At 67.9% G+C, this 23,030-nt stretch carries 18 protein-coding genes and 1 pseudogene; 14 read left to right on the top strand and 5 right to left on the bottom strand.

The features are described 5' to 3' along the window. The first annotated feature begins 79 nt into the window (after positions 1 to 79). From HYG95_RS15910 to HYG95_RS15900, 3 genes are all read left to right on the top strand, one after another. Positions 80 to 1,807: an alpha/beta hydrolase gene (locus HYG95_RS15910; protein ID WP_181698710.1), complete on the top strand. Its 1,728-nt coding sequence runs from the start codon at positions 80 to 82 to the stop codon at positions 1,805 to 1,807. Between the two features lie 164 nt (positions 1,808 to 1,971). After that, positions 1,972 to 2,601 (top strand): type II CAAX prenyl endopeptidase Rce1 family protein, encoded by a 630-nt coding sequence (locus HYG95_RS15905; protein WP_370465815.1) that lies wholly within the window; start codon positions 1,972 to 1,974, stop codon positions 2,599 to 2,601. A gap of 169 nt (positions 2,602 to 2,770) precedes the next feature. Then, positions 2,771 to 3,169, top strand: coding sequence for a sterol carrier family protein (locus HYG95_RS15900; RefSeq protein ID WP_181698709.1), 399 nt, complete (start codon positions 2,771 to 2,773; stop codon positions 3,167 to 3,169). A gap of 24 nt (positions 3,170 to 3,193) precedes the next feature. Here HYG95_RS15900 and HYG95_RS15895 read toward each other — a convergent pair whose 3' ends face one another. Beyond that, positions 3,194 to 4,456 carry a YhgE/Pip domain-containing protein gene (locus tag HYG95_RS15895; RefSeq protein ID WP_370465814.1) on the bottom strand — a complete coding sequence of 421 codons (1,263 nt, stop codon included), beginning with the start codon at positions 4,454 to 4,456 and terminating at the stop codon, positions 3,194 to 3,196. 297 nt (positions 4,457 to 4,753) lie between these two features. Here HYG95_RS15895 and purF point away from each other — a divergent pair, with 297 nt between their 5' ends. The 6 genes from purF (at position 4,754) to purM (ending at position 13,109) form a co-directional block, all read left to right on the top strand. Next, complete coding sequence (gene purF, locus HYG95_RS15890) at positions 4,754 to 6,337, top strand: amidophosphoribosyltransferase (RefSeq protein ID WP_181698707.1); 1,584 nt, start codon at positions 4,754 to 4,756, stop codon at positions 6,335 to 6,337. A gap of 248 nt (positions 6,338 to 6,585) precedes the next feature. After that, on the top strand, positions 6,586 to 8,202 hold the full coding sequence (locus HYG95_RS15885) for an ABC transporter substrate-binding protein (protein WP_225281289.1): 1,617 nt from the start codon (positions 6,586 to 6,588) through the stop codon (positions 8,200 to 8,202). Positions 8,203 to 8,255: 53 nt separating this feature from the next. Beyond that, on the top strand, positions 8,256 to 9,296 hold the full coding sequence (locus HYG95_RS15880; RefSeq protein WP_181698757.1) for an ABC transporter permease: 1,041 nt from the start codon (positions 8,256 to 8,258) through the stop codon (positions 9,294 to 9,296). Further along, positions 9,296 to 10,234 carry an ABC transporter permease gene (locus HYG95_RS15875; RefSeq protein WP_181698706.1) on the top strand — a complete coding sequence of 313 codons (939 nt, stop codon included), beginning with the start codon at positions 9,296 to 9,298 and terminating at the stop codon, positions 10,232 to 10,234. Before HYG95_RS15880 ends, HYG95_RS15875 begins: the two co-directional genes overlap by 1 nt. Beyond that, positions 10,227 to 11,867 carry an ABC transporter ATP-binding protein gene (locus HYG95_RS15870; protein WP_181698705.1) on the top strand — a complete coding sequence of 547 codons (1,641 nt, stop codon included), beginning with the start codon at positions 10,227 to 10,229 and terminating at the stop codon, positions 11,865 to 11,867. Before HYG95_RS15875 ends, HYG95_RS15870 begins: the two co-directional genes overlap by 8 nt. 162 nt (positions 11,868 to 12,029) lie before the next feature. Continuing rightward, positions 12,030 to 13,109, top strand: a complete 1,080-nt coding sequence (gene purM, locus HYG95_RS15865; protein WP_067640787.1) for a phosphoribosylformylglycinamidine cyclo-ligase — start codon at positions 12,030 to 12,032, stop codon at positions 13,107 to 13,109. Positions 13,110 to 13,390: 281 nt separating this feature from the next. Here purM and HYG95_RS15860 read toward each other — a convergent pair whose 3' ends face one another. The 4 genes from HYG95_RS15860 to HYG95_RS15845 all read right to left on the bottom strand — a co-directional run bounded on the left by HYG95_RS15860 (position 13,391) and on the right by HYG95_RS15845 (position 16,475). After that, positions 13,391 to 13,612 carry a DUF3073 domain-containing protein gene (locus HYG95_RS15860; protein ID WP_084457250.1) on the bottom strand — a complete coding sequence of 74 codons (222 nt, stop codon included), beginning with the start codon at positions 13,610 to 13,612 and terminating at the stop codon, positions 13,391 to 13,393. Between the two features lie 141 nt (positions 13,613 to 13,753). After that, positions 13,754 to 14,704 carry an asparaginase gene (locus HYG95_RS15855; protein ID WP_181698704.1) on the bottom strand — a complete coding sequence of 317 codons (951 nt, stop codon included), beginning with the start codon at positions 14,702 to 14,704 and terminating at the stop codon, positions 13,754 to 13,756. After that, the gene (locus HYG95_RS15850; protein ID WP_181698703.1) at positions 14,701 to 15,375 is read right to left on the bottom strand and encodes an MOSC domain-containing protein; all 675 of its coding nucleotides are present in this window, start codon (positions 15,373 to 15,375) and stop codon (positions 14,701 to 14,703) included. The genes HYG95_RS15855 and HYG95_RS15850 overlap by 4 nt, the downstream gene beginning before the upstream one ends. Beyond that, positions 15,372 to 16,475, bottom strand: a complete 1,104-nt coding sequence (locus tag HYG95_RS15845) for a folate-binding protein YgfZ (RefSeq protein ID WP_370465813.1) — start codon at positions 16,473 to 16,475, stop codon at positions 15,372 to 15,374. Before HYG95_RS15845 ends, HYG95_RS15850 begins: the two co-directional genes overlap by 4 nt. Before the next feature lie 110 nt (positions 16,476 to 16,585). Here HYG95_RS15845 and HYG95_RS15840 point away from each other — a divergent pair, with 110 nt between their 5' ends. The 5 genes and pseudogenes from HYG95_RS15840 to HYG95_RS15820 form a co-directional block, all read left to right on the top strand. Then, on the top strand, positions 16,586 to 17,491 hold the full coding sequence (locus HYG95_RS15840) for an aminodeoxychorismate lyase (RefSeq protein WP_181698701.1): 906 nt from the start codon (positions 16,586 to 16,588) through the stop codon (positions 17,489 to 17,491). A 121-nt stretch (positions 17,492 to 17,612) separates the two neighbouring features. Beyond that, positions 17,613 to 19,061: a cytochrome ubiquinol oxidase subunit I gene (locus HYG95_RS15835; RefSeq protein WP_181698700.1), complete on the top strand. Its 1,449-nt coding sequence runs from the start codon at positions 17,613 to 17,615 to the stop codon at positions 19,059 to 19,061. A 9-nt stretch (positions 19,062 to 19,070) separates the two neighbouring features. Next, complete coding sequence (gene cydB, locus HYG95_RS15830) at positions 19,071 to 20,099, top strand: cytochrome d ubiquinol oxidase subunit II (RefSeq protein WP_181698699.1); 1,029 nt, start codon at positions 19,071 to 19,073, stop codon at positions 20,097 to 20,099. Between the two features lie 4 nt (positions 20,100 to 20,103). Beyond that, positions 20,104 to 22,011, top strand: a complete 1,908-nt coding sequence (gene cydD / locus HYG95_RS15825; protein WP_181698698.1) for a thiol reductant ABC exporter subunit CydD — start codon at positions 20,104 to 20,106, stop codon at positions 22,009 to 22,011. 17 nt (positions 22,012 to 22,028) lie between these two features. Continuing rightward, positions 22,029 to 23,030 (top strand): annotated as a pseudogene (locus HYG95_RS15820) (ABC transporter ATP-binding protein); the annotation flags it as partial.

The raw sequence follows: 23,030 nt of genomic DNA, 5'->3' as shown, positions 1-23,030 counted from the left end.
CGATGGGTACTTGCCGAAAGTGACCGACCCACCACTCACAACGACTGCCCCTGGCGCGCCCGCCAGCCATACTTGATCGGTGTCTGCGACCGGGTCGACCCTCGTCACGCTGCGTACGCGCGGCAAGCGGGTGGTGCGGCGCGTCGAGGACATCGTCGACCTGAACTACCCCGGACTCGTCGTCGCCACCCTGTTCTTCGCGCTGTCGGTGACGCCGTCGCTGGTGCCGCGCGACTGGCTGTTCCAGGGGCTCATCAGTGGGATCAACGCGGCCGTCGGCTACGGGCTCGGGTGCTTGCTCGAGTGGGGGTTGCGGCGGTGGGCGCGGCCACGGATCCCGCTGGCGGGGCCGCCTGACCGGGTGCGATACGCCATCAAGGCCGTGGTGCTGGTGGTGTGCGCGGTCGCGGCAGCCGGGATGCTCGTGCAGTCGGCGCGCTGGCAGCGGGAGATCACCTCGCTGATGGGGATGGAGGGCACGACCACCCCCGCGTATCTGCGGACCGGGCTGCTCAGTGTGGCCGTGGGGGTGGCGGTGGTCGCGGTGTACCGAACGGTGCGCGCGCTGATCCTCGTGCTGGCCCGTCAGCTCAACCAGTGGGTGCGGGTGCCACGCGAATTGGCGCCGTCGGCCGGGGCATTGGTGCTGGTGGTGTTCGCGGTGACGGTGTTCAACGGGGTGGCCTCGCGGGCGTTCTTCGCCGTCGCCAACTCCGCGTTCAGTGTGCGCAACGACCGGACCACCGAGTACGCGGTGCAGCCCGTGGCACCGGAGAAGTCCGGGAGCCCGGCTTCGCTCGCGCCCTGGGAGACACTCGGTTTCGAAGGGCGGTGGTTCGTCGCCAACGGTCCCGATGCCGCCGACATCGCCGCGGTGACGGGAAGGCCTGCGCGCGAACCGATCCGGGCCTATGTGGGGTTGGAATCGGTGCGCGGGGAGCAGACGGCGGCCGAGCTGGCGGTGGCCGAACTCGAGCGGACCAAAGCCTTCGAGCGGGCGGCGATGGTGCTGGTGACGACCACCGGGACCGGGTGGGTGAATGGGATGGCAGCCGGTTCGCTCGAATATCTCTACGGAGGTGACACGTCGATCGTGGCCACCCAGTACTCGTATCTGCCCAGCGTGTTGTCGTTTCTGTCCGACCGGGAGAAGGCTGCGGCGGCGAGCCGTGAGCTGTTCGACGCGGTGTACCGGCGGTGGTCGGCGCAGCCGGAACAGTTGCGGCCCAAGCTGTTCGTCTACGGGGAGAGCCTCGGGTCGCAGGGGTCGGAGGAGGCCTTCGACGGGCTGGCCGATCTGCGGGAGAAGGTCGACGGGGCGCTGTGGGTGGGGCCGCCCAATTCCAATCGGCTGTGGCGGCAGTTCGTGGCCCGGCGCGATCCGGGTTCACGAGAGGTGGCGCCGGTGTACGCCGACGGGCTGGTCGTCCGGTTCGCCGATGACGCAACGGATTTCGACTCCCCAGAGGTATGGCGCGAGCCCCGCATCGCCTACCTGCAGCATCCCTCCGACCCGATCGTGTGGTGGTCGGCGGACCTGATCCTCACCCGGCCGGACTGGTTGCGTGAACCGCGTGGTGACGATGTGTCGACACAGATGCGATGGGCGCCGTTCGTGACGTTCTGGCAGGTCACGGCGGATCTGACCAACGCGCAAGGGGTGTCGGACGGACACGGGCATCGATACGGGAGCCTCGTGCTGGACGGATGGTTGGCGGTGACGGGGCAGTCGGTGAGTGCCGATGTGGTCGAGAAGGCCAGGGTGGCAGTGGAATCCGCCGAGAAGCTGGAGCGGGAGGTGAAGTGAGAGCCGGGGAGAACGTGATTGGGGCCGGGCGGGAAGCGGGCACCGGGATCTGTGCGAATGAATCGGGTGCCGGGGTCTGGACGGTACCGGTAACGAGCGGTGCGCGTGAGATGAGAGCCGGGCGCGCGTTCATGCGGCGCCGGGCACGCGTGCGGAGCACTCGAGTGCGCCGAGTGGTCGAAGTCGGTGTGGCGCTGTGTATACCGCCGGTGTGGAACAACTGGTTTGTGCCTGCCCTCGGTCTGCCTCTGCGCGGACGATCGGTGGCCAACGTGCTGTTCGCCGGCGCGTACACCGGGGTGTTCAGTGGTCGCCCGAACTGGTTGTCCGCCAGCGGTTTACGGTGGGGTCTCGGTAGTTCTGCGGTGGTTCTCGCGGGTTACGGCGTGGTCTTGGCCGTTCCGGCGTTGCGCAAGCTGCCCGCCGAAGTCGCAGTGCGCGTCCCCGAAACCTCCACCCTCGAATGGATCGCCGTCCACATTCCCGTCGGCACGGTCCTGGCCGAGGAAGCCGTCTTCCGCGCCACCCTCGACCCGCTCCTCGATTCCCGCGGCTGCCCGCCCATCGTCGGCGCCGCCGACTTCGCCCTCTGGCACATCCACCCCGCCCGCACCGCGGGCGACTCCCTCCCCGTCACCCTGGCCGCGACCACCGTCGCCGGCCTGATCTTCAGCGCCCTGCGCCGCCGCGCCGACAGCGCCACCGCCCCGGCCCTCCTGCACCTCACGATCAACGCGGGCGGCGCCCTGTTGCCCACCCTGGCCACCTACGTCGAGACCCGACTTGCCGCCTGATCAGGCATCGGTCGGCTGCGCGGCCCGCTGACCATCCAGCCCTAGAGGCGGCCGCGATGTCGCGGACCGCGATGCTCGGGCGACGGTTTCGCCCTTCTCGGCGCGTCCGGCAACTCGGGGCATACGGTCTCTCGATTGCTGTCGGGGGCGGTCGGTAGCGTTTCACGTCATGGCTGGTCGGAATGTGGTCGATCCCGCTCAGGTGCGGGCGGCGGTGTTGGCGGTGGCGCAGTGGCTCGGGGACGAGAGTGTGCCCGCGCCGGGGCGGGGGGAGTTGGGGGCGGCGGTGAAGGGGACGGCGCGGGCGTTGGCGGCGAGTGCGCCGGGGCATTCGGTGGAGGTGCGGGTGCCGCCGTTCGTCGCGGTGCAGTGCATCGAGGGGCCTCGGCATACCAGGGGGAACCCGCCGAACGTGGTGGAGACCGATGCGCGGACGTGGTTGTTGCTGGCTACCGGGCTGCTGGAGTTCGACGATGCCGTGGCTTCGGGCGCCGTGTCGGCGTCCGGGACCAGGGCGGCGGAAATCTCCGGTTGGCTGCCGATCGTTCCCCTCCCGACGCCGCGCTGACGAGCCGCCCGCGCGGCTGACGGCTCAGTCGGAGTTGTTCTTGCGGTGCAGGCCCTTGTAGTCGTAGTAGCGGGTGATGATCGTGCCCGCCACGACGGCGATCGCGATGCCGAGCAGTGCCATCCAGATTCCCCGATCGAGCCCGGCCGAGTAGTTCGCGTCGAAGTACAGGATCGAGCGCACGCCGAGGAACACCTGGTGCATCGGTTCGAATTCGGCCAGCCAGGACAGGTAGGTCGGGGTCGCCTCGATGGGCACGGTGCCACCCGAGGACGGCAGGCCGAGGATGACGAACAGCACCAGGTTCACCAGCAGGCCCGCCGTGCCGAGCGCGGCCAGCGTCATCAGCGCCGTCCAGCCGACCGCGACCATGGCGAGCACCGAGTACAGGTACAGGGCGAGCGGATTGTCGATCGGCATGCCGACGAGCTTCGCCGCCAGCAGGAACACCGCCGAAACCACCACCGCGACAACTGTCGACACGCCCCACTTGACGAGCAGGGTGTGGAACCGGGAGATCGACGACGTCGGATAGTGCACGAACCACGGCCCGTACTCGGTTGGTACGAAACCGAACTGGGCGTCGACCATGGTGTGGATGACCATCGCCCCCACCATCCCCGCCAGCAGCAGGAGCAGGGCGAAGAAGAACGCCGTCAGGCCCTGACCGGTGCCGGGAGGCAGCGGTCGGTACTCCTGGGTGACGGTGTCGATGGGACTTTCGAGACTCAGCATCGCCGCACCGGAGATCTGCGGCGCGGGCGCGCCCTCCGGCGTCTGCGCGAGGGTGGCCTGCACCTGATCGACCAGCTGGACGCCGACCTGCTTGTCGACCTCGGCCAGCGCCTGTTCGCCGATCCGCTGCAGGATGGCGTCACCGTAGGCGCCCATGCGCGGATTGGTCTGCAGGGTGATGATGGGCTGTTCCATCTCGCCGGGCACGATCGAGCCCGCGCCGAGAATTCCCAGGCGTTTGCTGAAGTCGCCGGGGATGATGATCGCGCCGTACACCTGGCCGGTACGCAGCAACTGCTCGGACTCCGGCTTGCCGACCACCCGCAGGTCGATCTTGTCGGCGGGCACGTTCGCGACGAGCGCGTCGGTGACCTGCTTGCCGAAGTCGACCCGGCGCTGCTCACCACCGGTGTCGAGGACATCGCCCACATCGAGATTCACCAGCGCGACCGGGAAATCGTGCAGATTCTTCTCCGGATCGGCCACATAACCCAGGTACATCACCCCCAGCAGGCCGGTGAGCACGGCGAGCACCAGTGTCGGGGCGAACACAATCTTGGCCCAGTGACGCCGAGGGCGCGTCGATGTGTCGAACATCGCTTCGCGGGCGGACGTCTTGCCGGAATCGCTCGGCGTCGACCTGGCGTTCTCACTGTTCGAACGCGATTCACCGGCTGCAACGTCTGCACTGTCGTCCGTCGTCACAATCGGCACGGTAACAGCTCGAAGCGGCCGATCAGCGTGTTCCGCGCGGAGATTGCTGCCGGGATGCGAGCACCCGTGGTACGCACCGGCAATTCACCCGTAGACTGACGAGTGCCCCCAGCCCGCCCGAACAGGGAGCAAACGGTGACCGACGCCGATCCGACGATCGACACAACATCCGCCATTTCCGACGAGCCCGAAAACGAGCCTCGCGAGGAGTGTGGCGTCTTCGGCGTCTGGGCTCCCGACGAGGACGTGGCCAAACTCACCTACTACGGCCTGTACGCGCTGCAGCATCGCGGACAGGAGGCGGCCGGTATCGCGGTCTCCGACGGCTCCCAGATCCTGGTCTTCAAGGATCTCGGCCTGGTGTCCCAGGTCTTCGACGAGCAGACGCTCGGCGCCATGCCCGGCCATATCGCGGTCGGCCATTGTCGCTACTCCACCACCGGTGGGGTCACCTGGGAGAACGCCCAGCCCATCTTCCGCACCACCGCCGTCGGCTCCGGCCTGGCGCTGGGCCACAACGGCAACCTGGTGAACACCGCCGAATTGGCCGGGCGCGCACGCGAACTCGGCCTGATCGGTGCGGGTGTGGTGAACGGCCGCCCGCAGATGACCGGCGCCACGTCCGACTCCGACATCGTCACCGCGCTGCTCGCGCACGCCTCGGCGGACTCGAGCATCGAGCAGGCGGCGATGGAACTGCTGCCGCAACTGCGCGGCGCCTTCTGCCTGACGTTCATGGACGAGCACACCCTCTACGCCGCGCGCGACCCGCACGGTGTGCGTCCGCTGGTGCTCGGCCGCCTCGATCGCGGGTGGGTCGTCGCCTCGGAGACGGCCGCGCTCGACATCGTCGGCGCCGCCTTCGTCCGGGAGATCGAACCGGGCGAGCTGCTCGCCATCGACTCCGACGGTGTGCGCTCGCTGCGCTTCGCCAACCCCGAACCCAAGGGTTGCGTCTTCGAATACGTGTACCTGGCGCGCCCCGACACGACCATCGCGGGTCGTTCGGTGCATTCCACCCGCGTGGAGATCGGCCGCAAGCTGGCCAAGGAGAGCCCGGTCGAGGCCGACCTGGTGATCCCGGTGCCCGAGTCGGGCACGCCCGCCGCGGTCGGCTACGCCCAGGGCTCCGGCATTCCGTACGGCCAGGGTCTGATGAAGAACGCCTATGTGGGCCGCACCTTCATCCAGCCGAGCCAGACCATCCGTCAGCTCGGTATCCGGCTCAAGCTCAACCCGCTGCGCGAGGTGATCCGCGGCAAGCGGCTCATCGTCGTCGACGACTCCATCGTGCGCGGCAACACCCAGCGCGCCCTGATCCGGATGCTGCGCGAGGCCGGTGCGCTCGAGATCCATGTGCGCATCGCGTCGCCGCCGGTGAAGTGGCCGTGCTTCTACGGCATCGACTTCGCCTCGCGCGCGGAGCTCATCGCCAACGGCGCGGGCGGTTCCGACGACAGCTACGAGGCGATGGTCGAGAACGTGCGCCGCTCCATCGGTGCCGATTCGCTGGGCTACATCTCCACCGAGGGCATGATCGCGGCGACCGAGCAGCCGGCCTCGCGGCTGTGTACCGCCTGCTTCACCGGCGAGTACCCGATCGAGCTGCCGCAGGAGGCCGCCATCGGCAAGAACGTGCTCGAGGGGATGCTGTCGGGCCAGTCCGAGGCCGCGCTGCTCGGCGGCAATGTGAACGTCGACGCGCTCAGCCGCCCATAACCCATCGGCACAAGGGACCGGTCAGGATAAACCTGATCGGTCCCTTTTGTGTTGTGTACCTACAATTTTCCGGCCTATCCGAATTACGTAAGATTTGTTCATAACATCCGCGTAATTTTTCGCTCGATTTGAAACTGGGCGGTAATGGTTCGCCTGTACGGTCCCTCGTTATATCGCTAGCTCACCGCGTCGTCGCCGCTCCCGTGATCCGGGTGCGGCGACATCGCGGCGTTCGAGAATGGGACCTGATGTTGAACAGTGCAAAGAGCGCTCGCAAGAATCGCGCGAAACAAGCTGCGGCAGTGGGTGTTGCGGCTGTTGTCGCCGCCTCGCTTGCGGCCTGTGGGTCGGGACGCACCGATGACGCGGGCTCCGGCGCGGGGCTGGTCGTCGGCACCACGGACAAGATCTTCGCCCTCGACCCGGCCGCGGCCTACGACAACGGGTCGCTGCTCGTGGAGAACCAGATCTATTCGTATCTGCTGAACTTCGCACCCGGCGATACCACGCCCAAGCCGGATGCGGCGGAGAAATGCGAATTCACCGCACCGACGGTGTATACCTGCAAGATCAAGTCGGGTCTGAAATTCGCCAACGGTAATCCGTTGACCGCCAAGAGCGTCAAGTTCTCCTTCGACCGCATGGTCGCGATCAACGACCCGCACGGTCCCGCCGCACTGCTCGGCAACCTCGACAAGACCGATGTAGTCGACGATCTCACCGTCGCGTTCACCCTGAAGGTCGCCAACGATCAGACCTTCCCGACGATCCTGCCCACCCAGGCCGGACCGATCGTCGACGAGAAGGTGTTTCCGGCCGACAAGGTCGCCACCGACGAGGAAGTCGTTGCCGCCAAGGGCTATTCGGGCCCGTACACGATCAGCACCTACGACAAGAACAAGCTGGTCGAGTACAAGGCCAACGCCGACTACAACGGCATCCTCGGCAAGCCGAAGAACGACTCGGTCTCCACCAAGTACTACGCCACCTCCGACAACCTGAAGCTGGACCTGCAGAACGGCGCCATCGACGTCGGCTACCGCTCGTTCACGCCGACCGACATCGACAGCCTGCGTGCCGATTCCAAGGTGAAGGTCACCGACGGGCCCGGCGGCGAGCTGCGCTACATCGTGTTCAACATGAACACCATGCCGGGCAACACCCCCGAGCAGAAGCTGGCCGTGCGCAAGGCGATGGCGTCGTCGGTGGACCGCGAGGCGCTGGCCGCCGGTGTGTACAAGGGCACCTACCAGCCCGCGTACGGCTATGTGCCGCAGGGCATGATCGGTGCGGCCGAGCCGTTGAAGGACCTCTACGGCGCCAAGCCCGACAAGGACAAGGCGGCGAAGTTCCTCGCCGACGCGGGCGTGGCCACCCCGGTGACGCTGAACCTGCAGTACAACCCCGACCACTACGGCTCCAGTTCCTCGGAGGAGTACGCGGCGGTCAAGTCCCAGCTCGAGGCGTCGGGCCTGTTCAAGGTGAACCTGCAGTCCACCGAATGGGTCACCTACCAGAAGGAACGCGCCTCCGACGGCTACCCGATGTACCAGTTCGGCTGGTACCCGGACTTCCCGGACGGCGACAACTACCTGGCCCCGTTCTTCGGCCCGAACAACTTCCTGCAGTCGCATTTCGAGAACCCGGGCATCAACGCCCAGCTGACCGCCGAGCTCACCGAAGCCGATCCGGTCAAGCGAGTGGAGCTGATCAAGAAGATCCAGGCCGATCTGGCGCAGAACCACCTGCCGACGCTGCCGCTGCTCTCGGGCAAGCAGGTCGCGGTGTCCAAGCCCGGTGTGACCGGTGTGGATGAAACCCTCGACGGCTCCTTCAAGTTCCGGTTCACGGTACTGAGCAAGTGAGTGACGTTCCCGTCGCGCCCGGATCACCGGTCCGGGCGCAACGTTTCGGGTGGATGCGCGGCGGGGGTTCCCGCCAGGTGGCTTTGCTGCGGTACCTGCTGATCCGGCTCCTGCTGATCGTGCCGACCGCGTGGTTGCTGGTGACAGTGGTGTTTTTCCTGATGCGGGTGATCGGTGACCCCATCAGCGCGGCCATGGGTGGCCGGTTGACCCAGGACCAGATCGAGGAGCGCAAGGACGCGGCCGGGCTGAACCGGCCGATCCTGACCCAGTACTGGGAGTACATCACCGGGTTCCTGCGCGGTGACTTCGGGCGGACCCAGGACAACGAGGCCATCGCCGATGTGGTCGTCACCTACGGTGCGGCCACCTTCGAGCTGGTGTTCTGGGGACTGCTCGTCGCCTTCGCGGTGGGTATCCCGCTGGGCAGATACGCTGCGACACACCGGGATACGCCTGCCGACGCGGTGCTGCGGTTCTCGGCGGTGCTCGCCTACGCGGCGCCGGTGTTCTTCGTCGGCATGCTGCTGAAGCTGGTCTTCTCGGTGTGGCTGGGCTGGTTCCCGGTCGGTGGCCGGGCCAGTACGGATGTGGAGCTGGCGCTGCAGCACGTGTCGCCGAAGACGAACATCCTGTTCATCGATTCGATTCTCTACGGCGAACCGTCCTATGTGCTCGACGTGCTCGAACACGCGGTGCTGCCCGCGGTTGCGCTCGGCCTGCTCACCGGCGGCATCTTCCTGCGGCTGGTCCGGGTGAACCTGATCCAGACCCTGCGCAGCGACTACGTCGAGGCGGCGCGGGCGCGCGGGTTGTCCTCGCGGGTGGTCACCGGGCGGCACGCGGTGCGCAACGCGCTCATTCCGATCATCACGGTGATGGGCATGTGCATCGCGATGATGCTCGGCGGCGCGGTGCTCACCGAGACCACGTTCGAATGGAAGGGCCTCGGCTATCAGCTCGCCGAATACCTGCGGGCCCGTGACTTCATTGCGGTGCAGGGCATCGTGGCGTTCATCGCGCTGCTCGTCGCGGTGATGAGCTTCCTGGTGGATGCCGTTGTCGCACTGATCGATCCGAGGGTGAGGTTCTGATGGCAGTCACGAAACGCAGGCTGCCCGGCACCGAATTGTTGTCGAAAACCGTGGGGATGCAGCGGGTCACGCTCATCACCGGGTTGATTCTGGTGGCCGGATTCGTGCTGGTCGCGGCCTTCGCGCCGCTGCTCGCGCCCTACGATCTGGCGCAGAACACCTCCGATGGTGTGGCTTTCGCATCGCAGCAGGGTCCGTCGGCCGAGCACTGGTTCGGTACCTCGGTGCGCAGCGAGGACGTGCTGTCGCGGGTGCTGTTCGGCGCCCGCACCGCGCTGCTCGTCATCGCGATCGCGGTGACGCTGTCGCTGCTGATCGGGGTGCCGCTCGGGTTGCTGTCGGGCTACGTGGGCCGGTGGGTCGACCGGGTGCTGGTGATGGTGATGGACGCGATCTACGCGTTTCCGTCGCTGCTGCTCGCCATCGTCGTCTCGATCGTCATCGCGGGCGGCACGTCGAGCAGCTTGGGCGGCATGTTGTCGGCGGCGATCGCCATCACCGTTGTGTATGTGCCGCAGTACTTCCGGGTGGTGCGCAACGCGACGGTGGCGGTGAAGACGGAGCCGTACGTGGACGCCGCGCGGGTGACCGGTGCGTCGACGGCGCGAATCATGTTCCGCCACATCATGTCCAATGTCACCGGGTCGCTGCCGGTGATCGTCACCATCAACGCGGCCGATGCCATCCTCACCCTCGCCGCGCTCGGCTTCCTCGGGTTCGGCATCGAACCCACCCAGGCCGCCGAATGGGGTTACGACCTGAACAAGGCGCTCAACGATGTGTCCAACGGGATCTGGTGGACCTCCATCTTCCCCGGCACCGCCATCGTGCTCGTGGTACTCGGCATGACCCTGGTCGGGGAGAGTCTCGACGAATCGCTGAATCCGTTGCTGCGTACCAGGCGTGCGGTCACTTCGAAGGAGTGCGTCGATGAGTGAGAAGACTGCCGCACTGGCCGTTTCGGGCCTGTCGGTCACCTTCACGACCGATGCGGGCCCGGTGAACGCGGTACGCGATGTGTCCTACGAGGTGTTTCCCGGTGAGGTGCTCGCCATCGTCGGCGAGTCCGGGTCGGGCAAGTCGGTGAGCTCACGCACCGCGATCGGGCTGCTGCCGCAGTCCGCGTCGGTGCGCGGTCTGGTGACCATCGGCGATCGACCGGTCACGTCGATGACCGAGAAGCAGCTCACCGCCCTGCGCGGCGGTGCGGTGTCGATGGTGTTCCAAGAGCCTGCCCGGGCGCTGGACCCACTGTTCACCGTCGGGTTCCAGATCTGTGAAGCGCTGCGCGCGCATAGCGGGATGAGCAGGAAGGACGCCAAGGCCAAGGCCGTCGAGTTGCTGCGCCTGGTCGGGCTGCCCGATCCGGAGCACCGGGTCGACTACTACCCGCACCAGCTGTCGGGCGGGCAGAAGCAGCGCGTGATGATCGCCATCGCCATCTCGTGCGAACCCAAGGTGATCATCGCCGACGAACCGACCACCGCGCTCGACGTGACGGTGCAGGCCGAGATCCTCGAACTGCTGCGTGATCTGCGCGACCGGCTCGGCAGTGCGATCGTGCTCATCACCCACAACATGGGTGTCGTCGCCGATCTGGCCGACCGGGTGGTGGTGATGCGCGCGGGCGAGGTGGTCGAACAGGCGCCGGTGCACGAACTGTTCGCCAGCCCCAAGGCCGAGTACACGCGGGCGCTGCTCGACGCGGTTCCGCACCTGGGGTCGGCGACGGCGCGGCCGGAGCCGGACCGGACCGTCGAGCCGGTGCTCGACGTGCGCGACCTGGTCGTCACGTTCCCGGGGCCGTTCGGCAGGCCGCCGTTCCGGGCCGTCGACAACGTGAGCCTGCAGATCCGGCCGGGGGAGACCCTCGGCCTGGTCGGTGAATCGGGCTCGGGCAAGTCGACCATCGGGCGGTGCGTCGCCGCCCTGCAACGGCCCACCGAAGGACACGTGTTGATCCGCGGCCAGGACATCGCGGGCCTGTCCCCGCGCAAGCTGCGGCCGATCCGGCGACGCTTCGGGTTCGTGTTCCAGGACCCGGCGGGCTCGCTCAATCCCCGGATGACCGTCGGCGAATGCGTCGCCGAACCGCTGCTGGTGCACGGGGTCGGTGACAAGGCGAGCATCCGGGAGCGGGTGCGGCACATGCTCGACGACGTCCACCTGCCCGCGGGCACCGAGAACCGGTACCCGCACGAACTGTCCGGTGGGCAACGGCAACGCGCCAGTCTGGCCCGTGCCCTCGTCCTCGACCCCGACCTGCTCGTCGCCGACGAACCGACCAGCGCCCTTGACGTCTCGGTGCAGGCCGCGGTCCTCGAGCTGTTCGCCGAACTGCAGCGCGGCTGCGGCTGGGCATGCCTGTTCATCAGCCACGACCTCGCCGTCGTCGACCAGCTGGCCGACCGGATCATGGTGCTGCGCGACGGAACCTGCGTCGAAGAAGGCGACAACGAACAGATCCTGCGCAATCCCCAGCACGACTACACCCGCCGGCTCGTCGCGGCCGTTCCCGTCCCCGACCCGGTGGAACAGCGGCGCCGTCGTACCGAACTGGCCACCGGCTGAGGCCGGCCGTCGGTAACCGCACCGAGCGGCCCGCGGGTGGGGCGAGTCCACCACCCGCGGGCCCGCGTTGTAAGTGCGAGGAGCCGGACGGCGGGGGGACTGGCGGATCACTTAGAGTTAACAGGCATCTATCCGCCGATTCGGTTTGGAGCTTTCCCCACAATGACTGAACAGACACCCAGCGGTGCAGGCGCTTCCTACGCCGCCGCGGGCGTGAGCATCGAAGCCGGTGACCGCGCCGTCGAATTGTTCGGACCATTGGCGAAGAAGGCCAGCCGACCCGAGGTGCAGGGTGGGATCGGCGGATTTGCCGGACTGTTCGCGCTCAAGGGCGGGTACCGGGAGCCGTTGCTCGCCGCCTCGACCGACGGCGTGGGCACCAAGATCGCCGTCGCCCAGGCGCTCGACAAGCACGACACCGTCGGCCTCGACCTGGTCGCCATGGTCGTCGACGACCTGGTGGTGTGCGGTGCCGAACCGCTGTTCCTGCAGGACTACATCGCCATCGGCAAGGTCGTCCCGGAGAAGGTCGCCGAACTGGTCTCCGGCATCGCCGAAGGCTGCATCAAGGCGGGCTGCGCGCTGCTCGGCGGCGAAACCGCCGAACACCCCGGACTGATGGACCCCGACGACTACGACCTGTCGGCCACCGGAGTCGGCGTGGTCGAAGCCGACTCCGTGCTCGGCCCCGACCGGGTGCGCCCCGGCGACGTCGTCATCGCGATGGGTTCCTCGGGTCTGCACTCCAACGGCTACAGCCTGGCCCGCAAGGTGCTGCTCGACATCGACCGCATGTCGCTCACCGGGCACGTCGAGGAATTCGGCCGCACCCTCGGTGAGGAACTGCTCGAGCCGACCCGCATCTACGCCAAGGACTGCCTGGCGCTGATCGCCGAAACCGATGTGCGTACCTTCTCGCACGTCACCGGTGGCGGTCTGGCCGCCAATCTGGCGCGCGTGCTGCCCGCCGGGCTGGTCGCCGAACTGGATCGCGGCACCTGGAACCCGGCGCCGGTGTTCAAGATGATCGCTCAGCGCGGCCGGGTCGAGCGGCTCGAGATGGAGAAGACGTTCAACATGGGCGTCGGCATGGTGGCCATCGTCGCCCCCGAGGACGCCGACCGTGCGCTGGCGGTGCTCACCGCCCGCCACATCGACTGCTGGACACTGGGTCAGGTCAAGAAGGCCGCCGACGCCGACGCGCCGCGCGCGGTGCTGCTGGGCGACCACCCCAGGTTCTGATCGTCCGACAACTCAGCCGGGTCGCGAACGCGCGGCCCGGCTTTGTCGTGTTCAGGGGTTTGCCGACGGCCCCGCACGGCTATCCGACAAAGGTAGGGTCCGCCGCCTCGAGGAGGTCGGGGTCTCGAGTCCGGCGAACACGACGAGCGTCCTGTGTGTGCACAGGACGCTCGTCGTGTATTCGGATGTTCGCCGTACTGCTGCTGCGAGCCTGCGACGTTGCGCGGAACAACGGCTGAAGGGGGAGGCCACCACGAGCCTCCCCCTTCACCGGCGTTCGGTCAGCGACGCCAGCTGTCGTAGTCGTCGTCCTCGTTGTTCCAACGGGACGGCGAATCATCCGCGTCGTGCTCGTCGGATAGCAAGCCGCCACTCCCTCGGGAGTGGAGTGGAGTGCTATCCGCCAGCTCGCGCTGAAGGCTCGCGAAGTCGGTCGGCGTGGAGCTGTACTTGAGCTCACGTGCGACTTTGGTCTGCTTTGCCTTAGCCCGGCCACGGCCCATGGCTGACCCCCTCGCGTCACTGCGGGGCGGCCTGGGGTTTGTTGGCGGCCCCGTTCGAATTAATACTCTTCCTGACAGACACTTTAGCGTGTGTCCGGCGGTCGCGCTCCCAGGAGTGGGTGAAGAGCTGTCGAACGGGTGTCAGAGCACTCCGGGGATCGCCCGGATCACCCCGACGCGGGCGTCGCCGCCGAGGACCGCGGTGGCCGCGAGGTCGGTGTGTTCGTCGGTCCAATCGATGCCGAGTTTGCGCAGAATTGCCAGCGTCAGGGGCATTCGGGCACGGTCGTGACCGTCGTCGATCTTGTAGGCGAACCCACGTCCGTCCGGGAGCGCACCCGCGTGCACGCCGTCGGCGCCGATTTTGCAGAAGAGTCCGGGCGTGGCCGACATCGCCTGGAGATCGGGCCCGTTCGTGCCGGAAATCACTCGCGGATTGCTCCGCACGGCATCGGCGATCCGGCGTTCGGCGGTACCGGGCTCGGCGGTGGTGAACACCGCGAAGGCGCGCGCCAGGTTGATCAGCGAGACGGGGACGATCGGCAGGCCGCAGCCGTCGATCCCCAGGTCGGTCTCGGGTTCGCCGGTGACGTCGGCGATGGTGGCGAGAACTGCCTGCTGCAGTGGGTGTTCGAGGTCGAGGTATCCGGTGCGCGGCCAGTCGTTGATCGCGCAGGTCGCCAGCATCGCGGCGTGTTTGCCGGAGCAGTTCATGTACAGCGGGCTGCGGCCCGCGCCGGTGATGGCGGCGGCGCGGGCGTTCTCCTCGAACGGCAGGTCGGGTGGGCAGGCGAGGTCTGCCGGGGTGTGGCCGAAGCGGTCGAGCAGCCGGGTGACCAGGGCGATGTGGTCGGGCTCGCCGAAATGTGAGGCGGTGGTGATGGCGAGTTCGTCGTCATCGACGGGGTCGAAGCCGTTGCGCAGCAGGGTGAGTGCCTGCATGGGCTTGTTCGTCGAGCGGGGGAAGATCGGGCCGTGCACCTCACCCAGCTCGACGGTCGGGGTGCCGTCGGCGTCGAGCACGACGACCGAACCCCGGTGCACGCACTCGCGGAAGCCGGACCGCACCACCTCGACAAGTTCCACGCTCACGCCCGGACCTCCACACTTCGTTTCCTGTTGTGCCGGTCGATCTGCATGCGGATGTCGTCGGAGATGGTCGGCTCCTCCGTGAGCAGCCGGGTGAGCAGTGCGGGATCGGCGCCGGTGAACAGGTCGCGCACGGTGATGCCGTGGGCCGGGACGTGCACCACCCGCACCTCGTCGCCCGCGCCGATCGTCCCCTCGGTGAGCACCCGGAAGTAGGTGCCGGTGTCGGCGCGCAGGGCGAAGCGTTTCACCCACTGCTTCTCGCCGGACCACTGCTGGAAGGTCGCGCACGGAACGCGGGGACCGCTCACCTCGAGCAGGGTGTCGCCGATCGCGAAGCGGGCACCGAACACCGCGTCGCTGAGTGGGAGGCCGGTCACCCGCAGGTTTTCGCCGAACCAGCCCGCGGGCAGATCGCGGCCGAGTTCCTCGGACCAGCGGAGGGCGTCTTCCTCGGCGTAGGCGTAGACGGCTTGGTGCACGCCGCCGTGGTTGACGGTGTCGCACACGTGATCGCCGTCGAGTCCGAGCGCACGCACCCCGACCCGACCGGCGACGGGCCGCTTGTCGATGGCGCTGCGGCCCACGCGGGTGCGCATCTCGAGTTCGGCGTGCACCACGCACACGGCCTCGACACGGCCGGTGTCACCGGCGCGCAACTGCGGGCGGCTCATCGACCACGCAGGCGGTCGACGGCGGCGCGCCCGGCTTGCACGCCCTCCTCCGAGGGGACCGAGTCGGGATCGATGGCGGCGGCCATGGAACCGACCACCAGTTCGGTGCCCGCCGGGACGGAGCGTTTCACCAGGGCCAGCGCGATCGGGCCGAGCTCGTAATGGTCGACGACGGTACCGAGGCGACCGACGGTGCGCCCACCCGCGGTGACGTCGTCGCCGGTGGCCGGCCGTTCGTCGGCGGAACCGTCGAGGTGCAGCAGCACCAGGTTGCGCGGCGGTTTGCCCAGGTTGTGCACGCGCGCAACGGTTTCCTGGCCGCGATAGCAGCCCTTGTTCAGGTGCACCGCGCCCTGCTCCTCGACACTGCCGATCCAGCGGGCCTCGTGCGGGATGGTGCGCTCGTCGGTATCGATGCCCACGCGCGGACGGAGGGCGGCCACACGCAGTGCCTCGTAGGCCCACATGCCCGCGGGACGGGCACCGGCCGAGGTGAGCTTCGTCCACCACGTGGCGAGGTCGGTGCGGGGGACGAGCAGGTCGAAGGAATCGCCGGGCATCCGGCGCAGGAACCCACCGCCGGGCAGCGCGACGGCCGCGTACAGCCCGGGCAGTTCGCCGAGGCCGAGGGCGGGGAGCAGCGTGTCGGTCTCCGGGCCGAGCAGGCTCAGGACGGCGAAATCGGACGCCTCGGGTTTGGCGTCGGCCCAGAACACCATCTTCTGCAGGAAGCCGAGCAGCTCGGTGCCGTGCCCGCCCTCGGTGTCGAGCCAGAGGGTGCCGTCGAGGTCGGTGAGCACGAAGTGGTGCAGCACGCGGCCGTTGAGGTCGAGGTCGAGTGATTCGGCGCTGTGGCCGTCGGGCAGGTTCGCGATGTGCTGGCTGGTGATGGTGTGCAACCAGCTCAGCCGCTCGGCGCCGGTGATGCGGGACACACTGCGATGCGACCGGTCGACGACGGCGACGCGCTGCGCGGCGGCCTTCTGCTCGCCGAACGGGTCGCCGTAGTGCCAGGCGACCGCGGCATCAGGGGAGCCCGGCGCACCCGCGACGGCGCCAGGGGTTTGGAGAACAGGACTGGGGGCGACGTCCACGGACACACCACCACTGTAGGCGTGTCCGCCCGCACGCGCCGAGGGTGGGCGGTCGCGCCGCGTCGGATCCACGGCAGCCGTAGGCATAACAGAGCTATAACGCCTACGCTCGTCACATGGGAGAACGGGTTCTTGTGACACTCGACGGTGTGGTCGCTGACGCGAACACGCCGTCGCTTTATGCCGACGACATCGGAGCACTGCGTGGCGACGGTGTGTTCGAAACGATATTGGTGCGCGGCGGCACGGCCACCGCGCTGGAATTCCACCTGGCCCGGCTGCGCCGCTCGGCCCAGGCGCTGGAACTGCCTGAGCCGGGGCTGGCGAAATGGCGCAGCGCGGTCGAGCTGGCGGTCAAGGAGTGGGGTGCCGAGGAAGAGGGCATGCTCCGCCTGATCTACACCCGCGGCCGCGATTCCGAATTCGACGCGCCCGGCTCGGGTCTTGTGCCCGACGAGCCGGCACCGACCGCGTATGTGCTCGTCTCCCCGGTGCCCGCGCGGGTCGCGCAGGCGCGTGCCGAAGGTGTGAAGGTGATGTCGCTGGCCCGTGGCATCTCCGTCGACCTGGCGCAGGCGGCGCCGTGGCAGCTGCTCGGCGCGAAGACGCTGTCGTATGCGACGAACATGGCCGCGCTGCGGTTCGCCCGGCGGATGGGCGCCGACGACGTGATCTTCCACAGCACCGAACACCGGGTGCTGGAAGGCCCGCGCTCGACCGTGGTGATCGCGCGCGACAAGCAGCTCATCACCCCGCCCGCCAAGATCGGTGTGCTGCCGGGTGTCACCCAGCGGGCCCTGTTCACGGTGGCGGAGAAGAAGGGGTGGGAATGCAAGTACCAGTCGATCTTCACCGCTGATCTGTTCGATTGCGACAGCATCTGGCTGCTGTCGAGCATCACGCTCGCGGCCAGGGTGAATCAGCTCGACGGGGTGCGGCTGTCCGCGCCCGACAATGCTCAGGAGATCATCGACATGGTCGACGCGGGGATCGACCGGCCGGGGACCATCGGCGACTGGTGAGCGCCTGTGGGGCGCGGGTGGGCGCGCCCCTGCGCCGGGTCGTGGCGGTTGTCACCCTTGATCGGGGTACCCGTGCGCGTACTCTCTACTACAGGACGTCGTAGTAGTGGATGGAGGCCGGATGGACACCTTGGACATCTCCCGGTGGCAGTTCGGCATCACCACGGTTTATCACTTCGTCTTCGTACCGCTCACCATCGGTCTGGCGCCACTGATCGCCATGATGCAGACGGCGTGGGTCGTCACCGGTGACGAGAAGTGGTACCGGCTCACCAAATTCTTCGGGAAACTGTTCCTGATCAACTTCGCCCTCGGCGTCGCCACCGGCATCGTGCAGGAATTCCAGTTCGGGATGAACTGGAGCGAATATTCCCGCTTCATCGGCGACGTCTTCGGCGCACCGCTCGCGCTGGAAGCGCTTGTCGCGTTCTTCATGGAATCGACCTTCATCGGCCTGTGGGTGTTCGGCTGGACGCGCCTGCCGAAACTCGTTCACCTGGCGACCATCTGGATGGTCGCGATCGGTGTGAACGCCTCGGCCTATTTCATCGTCGCCGCCAACTCGTTCATGCAGCACCCGGTCGGCGCCCGCTACAACCCCGAGACCGGGCGCGCCGAACTGGAAAGCATCTGGGCGCTGCTCACCAACAACACAACCCTGGCCGCGTTCCCCCATGTCGTCGCCGGATCATTCCTCACCGCAGGCACTTTCGTCGCCGGCATCGCCGGCTGGTGGATGGTGCGCAACGCGCGCAGCGGTGACGCGGACAAACTCGAGCAGGCACGCACGATGTGGCGGCCCGCCGCCCGCGCGTCGCTGGTCGTCATCGCGGTCGCCGGGGTCGGCGTGCTGTTCACCGGCGACATCCAGGGCAAGCTGATGTTCGAACAGCAACCGATGAAGATGGCGTCGGCGGAATCGTTGTGCCATACCGAAACCGACCCCGATTTCTCCATTCTCACCGTCGGCACCCACAACAATTGCGACAGCGTCGTGCATGTGCTGAAGGTGCCCTATGTGCTGCCCTATCTCGCCGAAGGCAAATTCGACGATGTGACGCTCGACGGTGTCGTCGACCTGCAGAAGACCTACAACGTGAAATACGGACCGGGTGATTACCGGCCGAATCTGTTCGTCACATACTGGTCGTTCCGTGCCATGATCGGACTGGCCGCCGGGTCTGTGCTGCTGCTGTTCGCGGCATTCTGGATGACCCGTGGTGGGCGCGTGCCCGATCGGCCCTGGTTCGCGTGGTTGAGCCTGCTCGTCATCCCCACACCGTTCCTCGCCAACAGCGCGGGCTGGGTGTTCACCGAAATGGGGCGGCAGCCGTGGGCGGTGGTGCCCAACCCCACCGGCGACCCGAATATCCGGATGACCGTGCAGCAGGCGGTGTCCGAGCACGCGCCGATGACGGTGTTGTTCTCGCTGATCGTGTTCACACTGCTTTACGGTGTGCTCGCGGCGGTGTGGTTCTACCTGATCCGCCGCTACACGATCGCCGGACCCGACGAGCCAGTGCACCACGACGGTCCGCCTGCCGATGAACAACTGTCCTTCGCGTACTAGGAGACGGCGATGAGTTTGCCATTGTTCTGGTTCATCCTGATCGGCGTCCTGTTCACCGGCTACTTCGTGCTCGAGGGTTTCGACTTCGGCGTCGGGATGCTCATGCCCGTTCTCGGCAAGGGCTCCGACACGCGACGCCGCGTGGTGCTCAACACCATCGGCCCGGTGTGGGACGGCAACGAGGTCTGGTTGATCACCGCGGCCGGGGCGATGTTCGCCGCGTTCCCCGAGTGGTACGCGAGCCTGTTCTCCGGGTTCTACCTGGCCTTGCTGCTGTTGCTCGTCGCCTTGATCCTGCGGATCTGCGCGATCGAATACCGCGCCAAGATCAACGACCCGAAGTGGCGGGCGTGGTGTGACCGCGGTATCGGGATCGGCTCCTGGATTCCGGCCCTGGCCTGGGGGTGGGTGTTCGCGAACCTGGTGCGTGGCGTGCCCTTGAACGAAGACCGCCAGATCGTCGGTTCGGTCTGGGATCTGTTCAGCCCCTACGCCCTGCTCGGCGGACTGGCGACGGGCATCCTGTTCCTGCTGCACGGTGCGGTGTTCCTGGTACTCAAGACCGGCGGCGAGGTGCGCGAGGACGCCCAGCGTGTCGTCCGATTGCTGCTCGTGCCGACCGTGCTGGTCGTCGGTGCGTTCGGGTTGTGGACTCAGCTCGCCTACGGCGCAGGCTGGACCTGGGCGGCGGTCGGCGTGGCGTTGCTCGGACTGGTCGTCGCCGGAGCGGCGAACATGGTCGGTCGCGACGGCTGGGCCTTCGTCGGCACCACGCTGACGGTGATCTCCGCGACGGTGCTCATCGTCGGCTCGATGTACCCGAACGTGCTGCCCTCCACCATCAGCCCGGCGTTCGACCTCACCATCGACAACGCGTCGTCCTCGCCGTACACGCTGAAGGTGATGAGCTGGGCGGCCCTGCTCGCCACGCCGGTGGTGCTGATCTACCAGGGGTGGACGTACTGGGTGTTCCGCAAGCGGCTCACCGTCGACCAGATCCCGGCGCCGACAGGGCTGCCGTTCGTCGGTAAGGAGTGAGGTGATGGGCGCGCTCGGTGGGTCGGCGGGGGCGCCCGAAGTACGGCGGCGCGGGCCGATCGATCCGCGGTTGCTGCGGTACGCGCGGTCGGCTCGGCCGCACCTGGTGATCGCGGTGCTGATCGCGCTGGTCATCACGGCGACCATCGTGGTGACGGCGGTGCTGTTGGCGCGGGTGCTCGCCGGTGTTGTCACCGACCCGTCGCGGCGCGACTTCGACTCGTGGACAACCGAACTGGTCGTGCTCGGCGTCGTCGTGGTGGTGCGTGGGGTGGCGAGCTGGTGGCAGGCGCGGCTGGCGCACCGGGCGGGCAGTGCGGTGGTGGCCGAGCTGGAGAACGCGGTGCTGCGGGCCGGGGCGGAACTGTCTCCGCGCGAACTGGATTCGCGGCGTACCGAGATCGCGGTGGTGGTCGGCAACGGGCTCAGCGGGCTGCGCGGGTGGTTCACCGGCTACCTGCCCGCGCTGCTGCTGGCCTGTCTCGTTCCACCGATCGTGCTGGTGGTCATCGCTTTTCACGATCCGACTTCGGCCGTGATCGCCGTGATCACGGTGCCGCTCATCCCGATGTTCATGGTGCTCATCGGGCTGCTCACCCAGGGTCGGGCCAAGGCGACGCTCGCCGCGAGCACCAGGTTGTCGGATCAGATTCTCGACCTGTTCGTCGGCATGCCGACGCTGCGGGCACTCGGGCGCGAAGGTCCGGGCGTGGCCGGTATGGCGAAACAAGTACAGGCGCTCGGCGATTCGCTACGGCAGCGGACGATGCAGTCGTTGCGGATGGCGTTTCTGTCCTCGATGGTGCTCGAGGGATTGGCGACGCTGAGCGTGGCGCTGATCGCGGTGGCCATCGGTTTGCGGCTGGTGTTCGCGGAGATGACCCTGTACGCCGGGCTTGTCGCGTTGATCCTCGCACCGGAGGTGTACTGGCCGCTGCGGCAGGTGGGGGAGAAGTTCCACGCCGCACAGGACGGGATGGCGGCTGGAGAACGAGCCTTCGCCGTGCTCGATTCGACCACTGGATCTGCTCACGGCGCGAAACACGCTGCTGCACGATCACTTCAGCCATCCGACGTGGATGCCGCGGATGTGGTTGCCGTGCACGCAGATACGAACGCTGCGCCGCCGGAATCGGCATCGTCGGTGGGTTGCGCTGTGCGGGCGGATCGGCGCGATCCAGGGTCTGTGGTGGAGCCGGGCGAACGGTCGGGTTCGCGGATCCAGCTGTGCGAGTTGACCGTCACCGCTCGCGGTGGGACGGCGCCGCATCGGTTGACCGCCGAGTTGATGCCGGGCTCGGTAACGGTGCTCACCGGGGCGAACGGGTGCGGGAAATCCACTACGCTGCAGGCGATTCTGGGACTGATCGAGCCTGACAGTGGGACTGTTCTCGTCGATGGCAGGGATGTCGGCGACCTCGATACCGACAGCTGGTGGGCGCGCATCGCCTGGTTGCCGCAGCGGCCGGTGCTGGTTCCGGGAACGCTGCGCGAGAATGTCGAACTCCTCGGTGTGCCCGGCACCGCCGCCGACCTGGACCGGCTGGAACAGATCAGCGCCGCAACAGGATTCGACACCGTGCTCGACGAGCTCCCACAGCGCTGGGACACCGTCCTCGGTCAGGGCGGCACCGGCCTGTCCCTCGGCCAACGCCAGCGCCTTGCCCTCACCCGCACCCTCGCCGCCCACCGCCCGATCCTGCTGCTCGACGAACCGACCGCCCACCTCGACGCGGTCAGCGAACACCGAGTCCTCACCACCCTGCGCACCCTTGCCGCCGAAGGCGCGACCGTCGTGGTCGTCGCCCACCGCCCGACCGTCCTGTCGGCGGCCGACGTGGTCGTCGAGGTCGTGGGCGAAACCGAGGGTCAGCGGGGCGGGCGGGACGATTCGGACGGGAGGGCTTTGTGATCGCCGATCTGCGGGACATGTGGCGGCTGCTCGGGTTGTCGCGGTGGCGGGTCGCGGTGGCTGTGGCGTGGGGGGTGCTGGCGCTCGGGAGTGGACTCGCGCTGGCGGCGCTGGCGGCGTGGTTGATCGCGCGCGCCTGGGAAATGCCGCCGGTGCTGCATCTGAGTGTGGCGGTGACGGCGGTGCGGGCGCTGGGAATCTCCCGGGGGCTGGCCCGGTACCTGGAGCGACTGGCCACCCACGACGTCGCCCTGCGAGCCATGACAACGGCGCGCACCACGGTGTACCGCACCCTCGCGCAGTCGGACATCTGGTGGTGGCGTGACCGGGCAGTCGAGAGTGGCGGGACGGTCGAGGACAGGTCGACGGGCATCGTGCTCGACAGTGAGCAGCCCGGGTCGCCGGGGAGACGGCGGTTGGGGGAGTTGCGGCGAGGGGATCTTCTGGTTCGGGTCGGGGCCGATATCGATGATCTCGGTGCTGTGGTCGTGCGGGTGTTCGTGCCGGTGGCCGTCGCGGTGGTGTTGTCGGTGGCGGCGGTCGGGCTGATCGCCACCATTTCTGTGGCGGCAGCCGTGATTCTGGCCGCTGCCCTTGCTGTTTCGGGCGTGCTGGCGCCATGGTTGTCGGCGGTGGCCGGGCGCGACGCCGAACGTGCGGTGCGGCGGGATCGGGGTGAGTTCACGGCCGAGGCGCTCACCGTGCTCGATCACGCGGCCGAACTGCGGGTCGCCGGACGGTTGGACGCGGCACTCACGGTGGCAGACGAGGCATCCGGGCGCGCGGTCGCCGCCGAAGACTCGGCCGCCGCCCGCAGCGCGTGGGCCGCCGCCGCGACCCCGCTGTCGATCGGGATCAGCGCCCTCGGCGCCCTGCTGGTCGGCATCGCCGCCTACGGGCCGACGGGTGGCCTCCCCGGCGGCATGACTCCCATGGCTCTCACCATCCTCGTGCTGGTCCCCCTCTCGGCCTTCGAGGCCGTCGCATCGCGTCGAACAGGGTCGCCGGAACCAGCGGTC

It is taken from the genome of Nocardia sp. GTS18 (genome assembly GCF_013839555.1).
GTDB lineage: Bacteria > Actinomycetota > Actinomycetes > Mycobacteriales > Mycobacteriaceae > Nocardia > Nocardia rosealba.
This window is presented reverse-complemented; position numbering and strand designations above follow the sequence as displayed.

Bases quoted from the DNA above. Each gene is read 5' to 3' on its own strand.
- HYG95_RS15900 (WP_181698709.1), top strand. From the start codon at position 2,771: ATGGCTGGTCGGAATGTGGTCGATCCCGCTCAGGTGCGGGCGGCGGTG.
- HYG95_RS15885 (WP_225281289.1), top strand. From the start codon at position 6,586: ATGTTGAACAGTGCAAAGAGCGCTCGCAAGAATCGCGCGAAACAAGCT.
- HYG95_RS15880 (WP_181698757.1), top strand. From the start codon at position 8,256: ATGCGCGGCGGGGGTTCCCGCCAGGTGGCTTTGCTGCGGTACCTGCTG.
- HYG95_RS15875 (WP_181698706.1), top strand. From the start codon at position 9,296: ATGGCAGTCACGAAACGCAGGCTGCCCGGCACCGAATTGTTGTCGAAA.
- HYG95_RS15870 (WP_181698705.1), top strand. From the start codon at position 10,227: ATGAGTGAGAAGACTGCCGCACTGGCCGTTTCGGGCCTGTCGGTCACC.
- purM (WP_067640787.1), top strand. From the start codon at position 12,030: ATGACTGAACAGACACCCAGCGGTGCAGGCGCTTCCTACGCCGCCGCG.
- HYG95_RS15860 (WP_084457250.1), bottom strand. From the start codon at position 13,612: ATGGGCCGTGGCCGGGCTAAGGCAAAGCAGACCAAAGTCGCACGTGAG.
- HYG95_RS15850 (WP_181698703.1), bottom strand. From the start codon at position 15,375: ATGAGCCGCCCGCAGTTGCGCGCCGGTGACACCGGCCGTGTCGAGGCC.
- HYG95_RS15840 (WP_181698701.1), top strand. From the start codon at position 16,586: ATGGGAGAACGGGTTCTTGTGACACTCGACGGTGTGGTCGCTGACGCG.
- HYG95_RS15835 (WP_181698700.1), top strand. From the start codon at position 17,613: ATGGACACCTTGGACATCTCCCGGTGGCAGTTCGGCATCACCACGGTT.
- cydB (WP_181698699.1), top strand. From the start codon at position 19,071: ATGAGTTTGCCATTGTTCTGGTTCATCCTGATCGGCGTCCTGTTCACC.
- cydD (WP_181698698.1), top strand. From the start codon at position 20,104: ATGGGCGCGCTCGGTGGGTCGGCGGGGGCGCCCGAAGTACGGCGGCGC.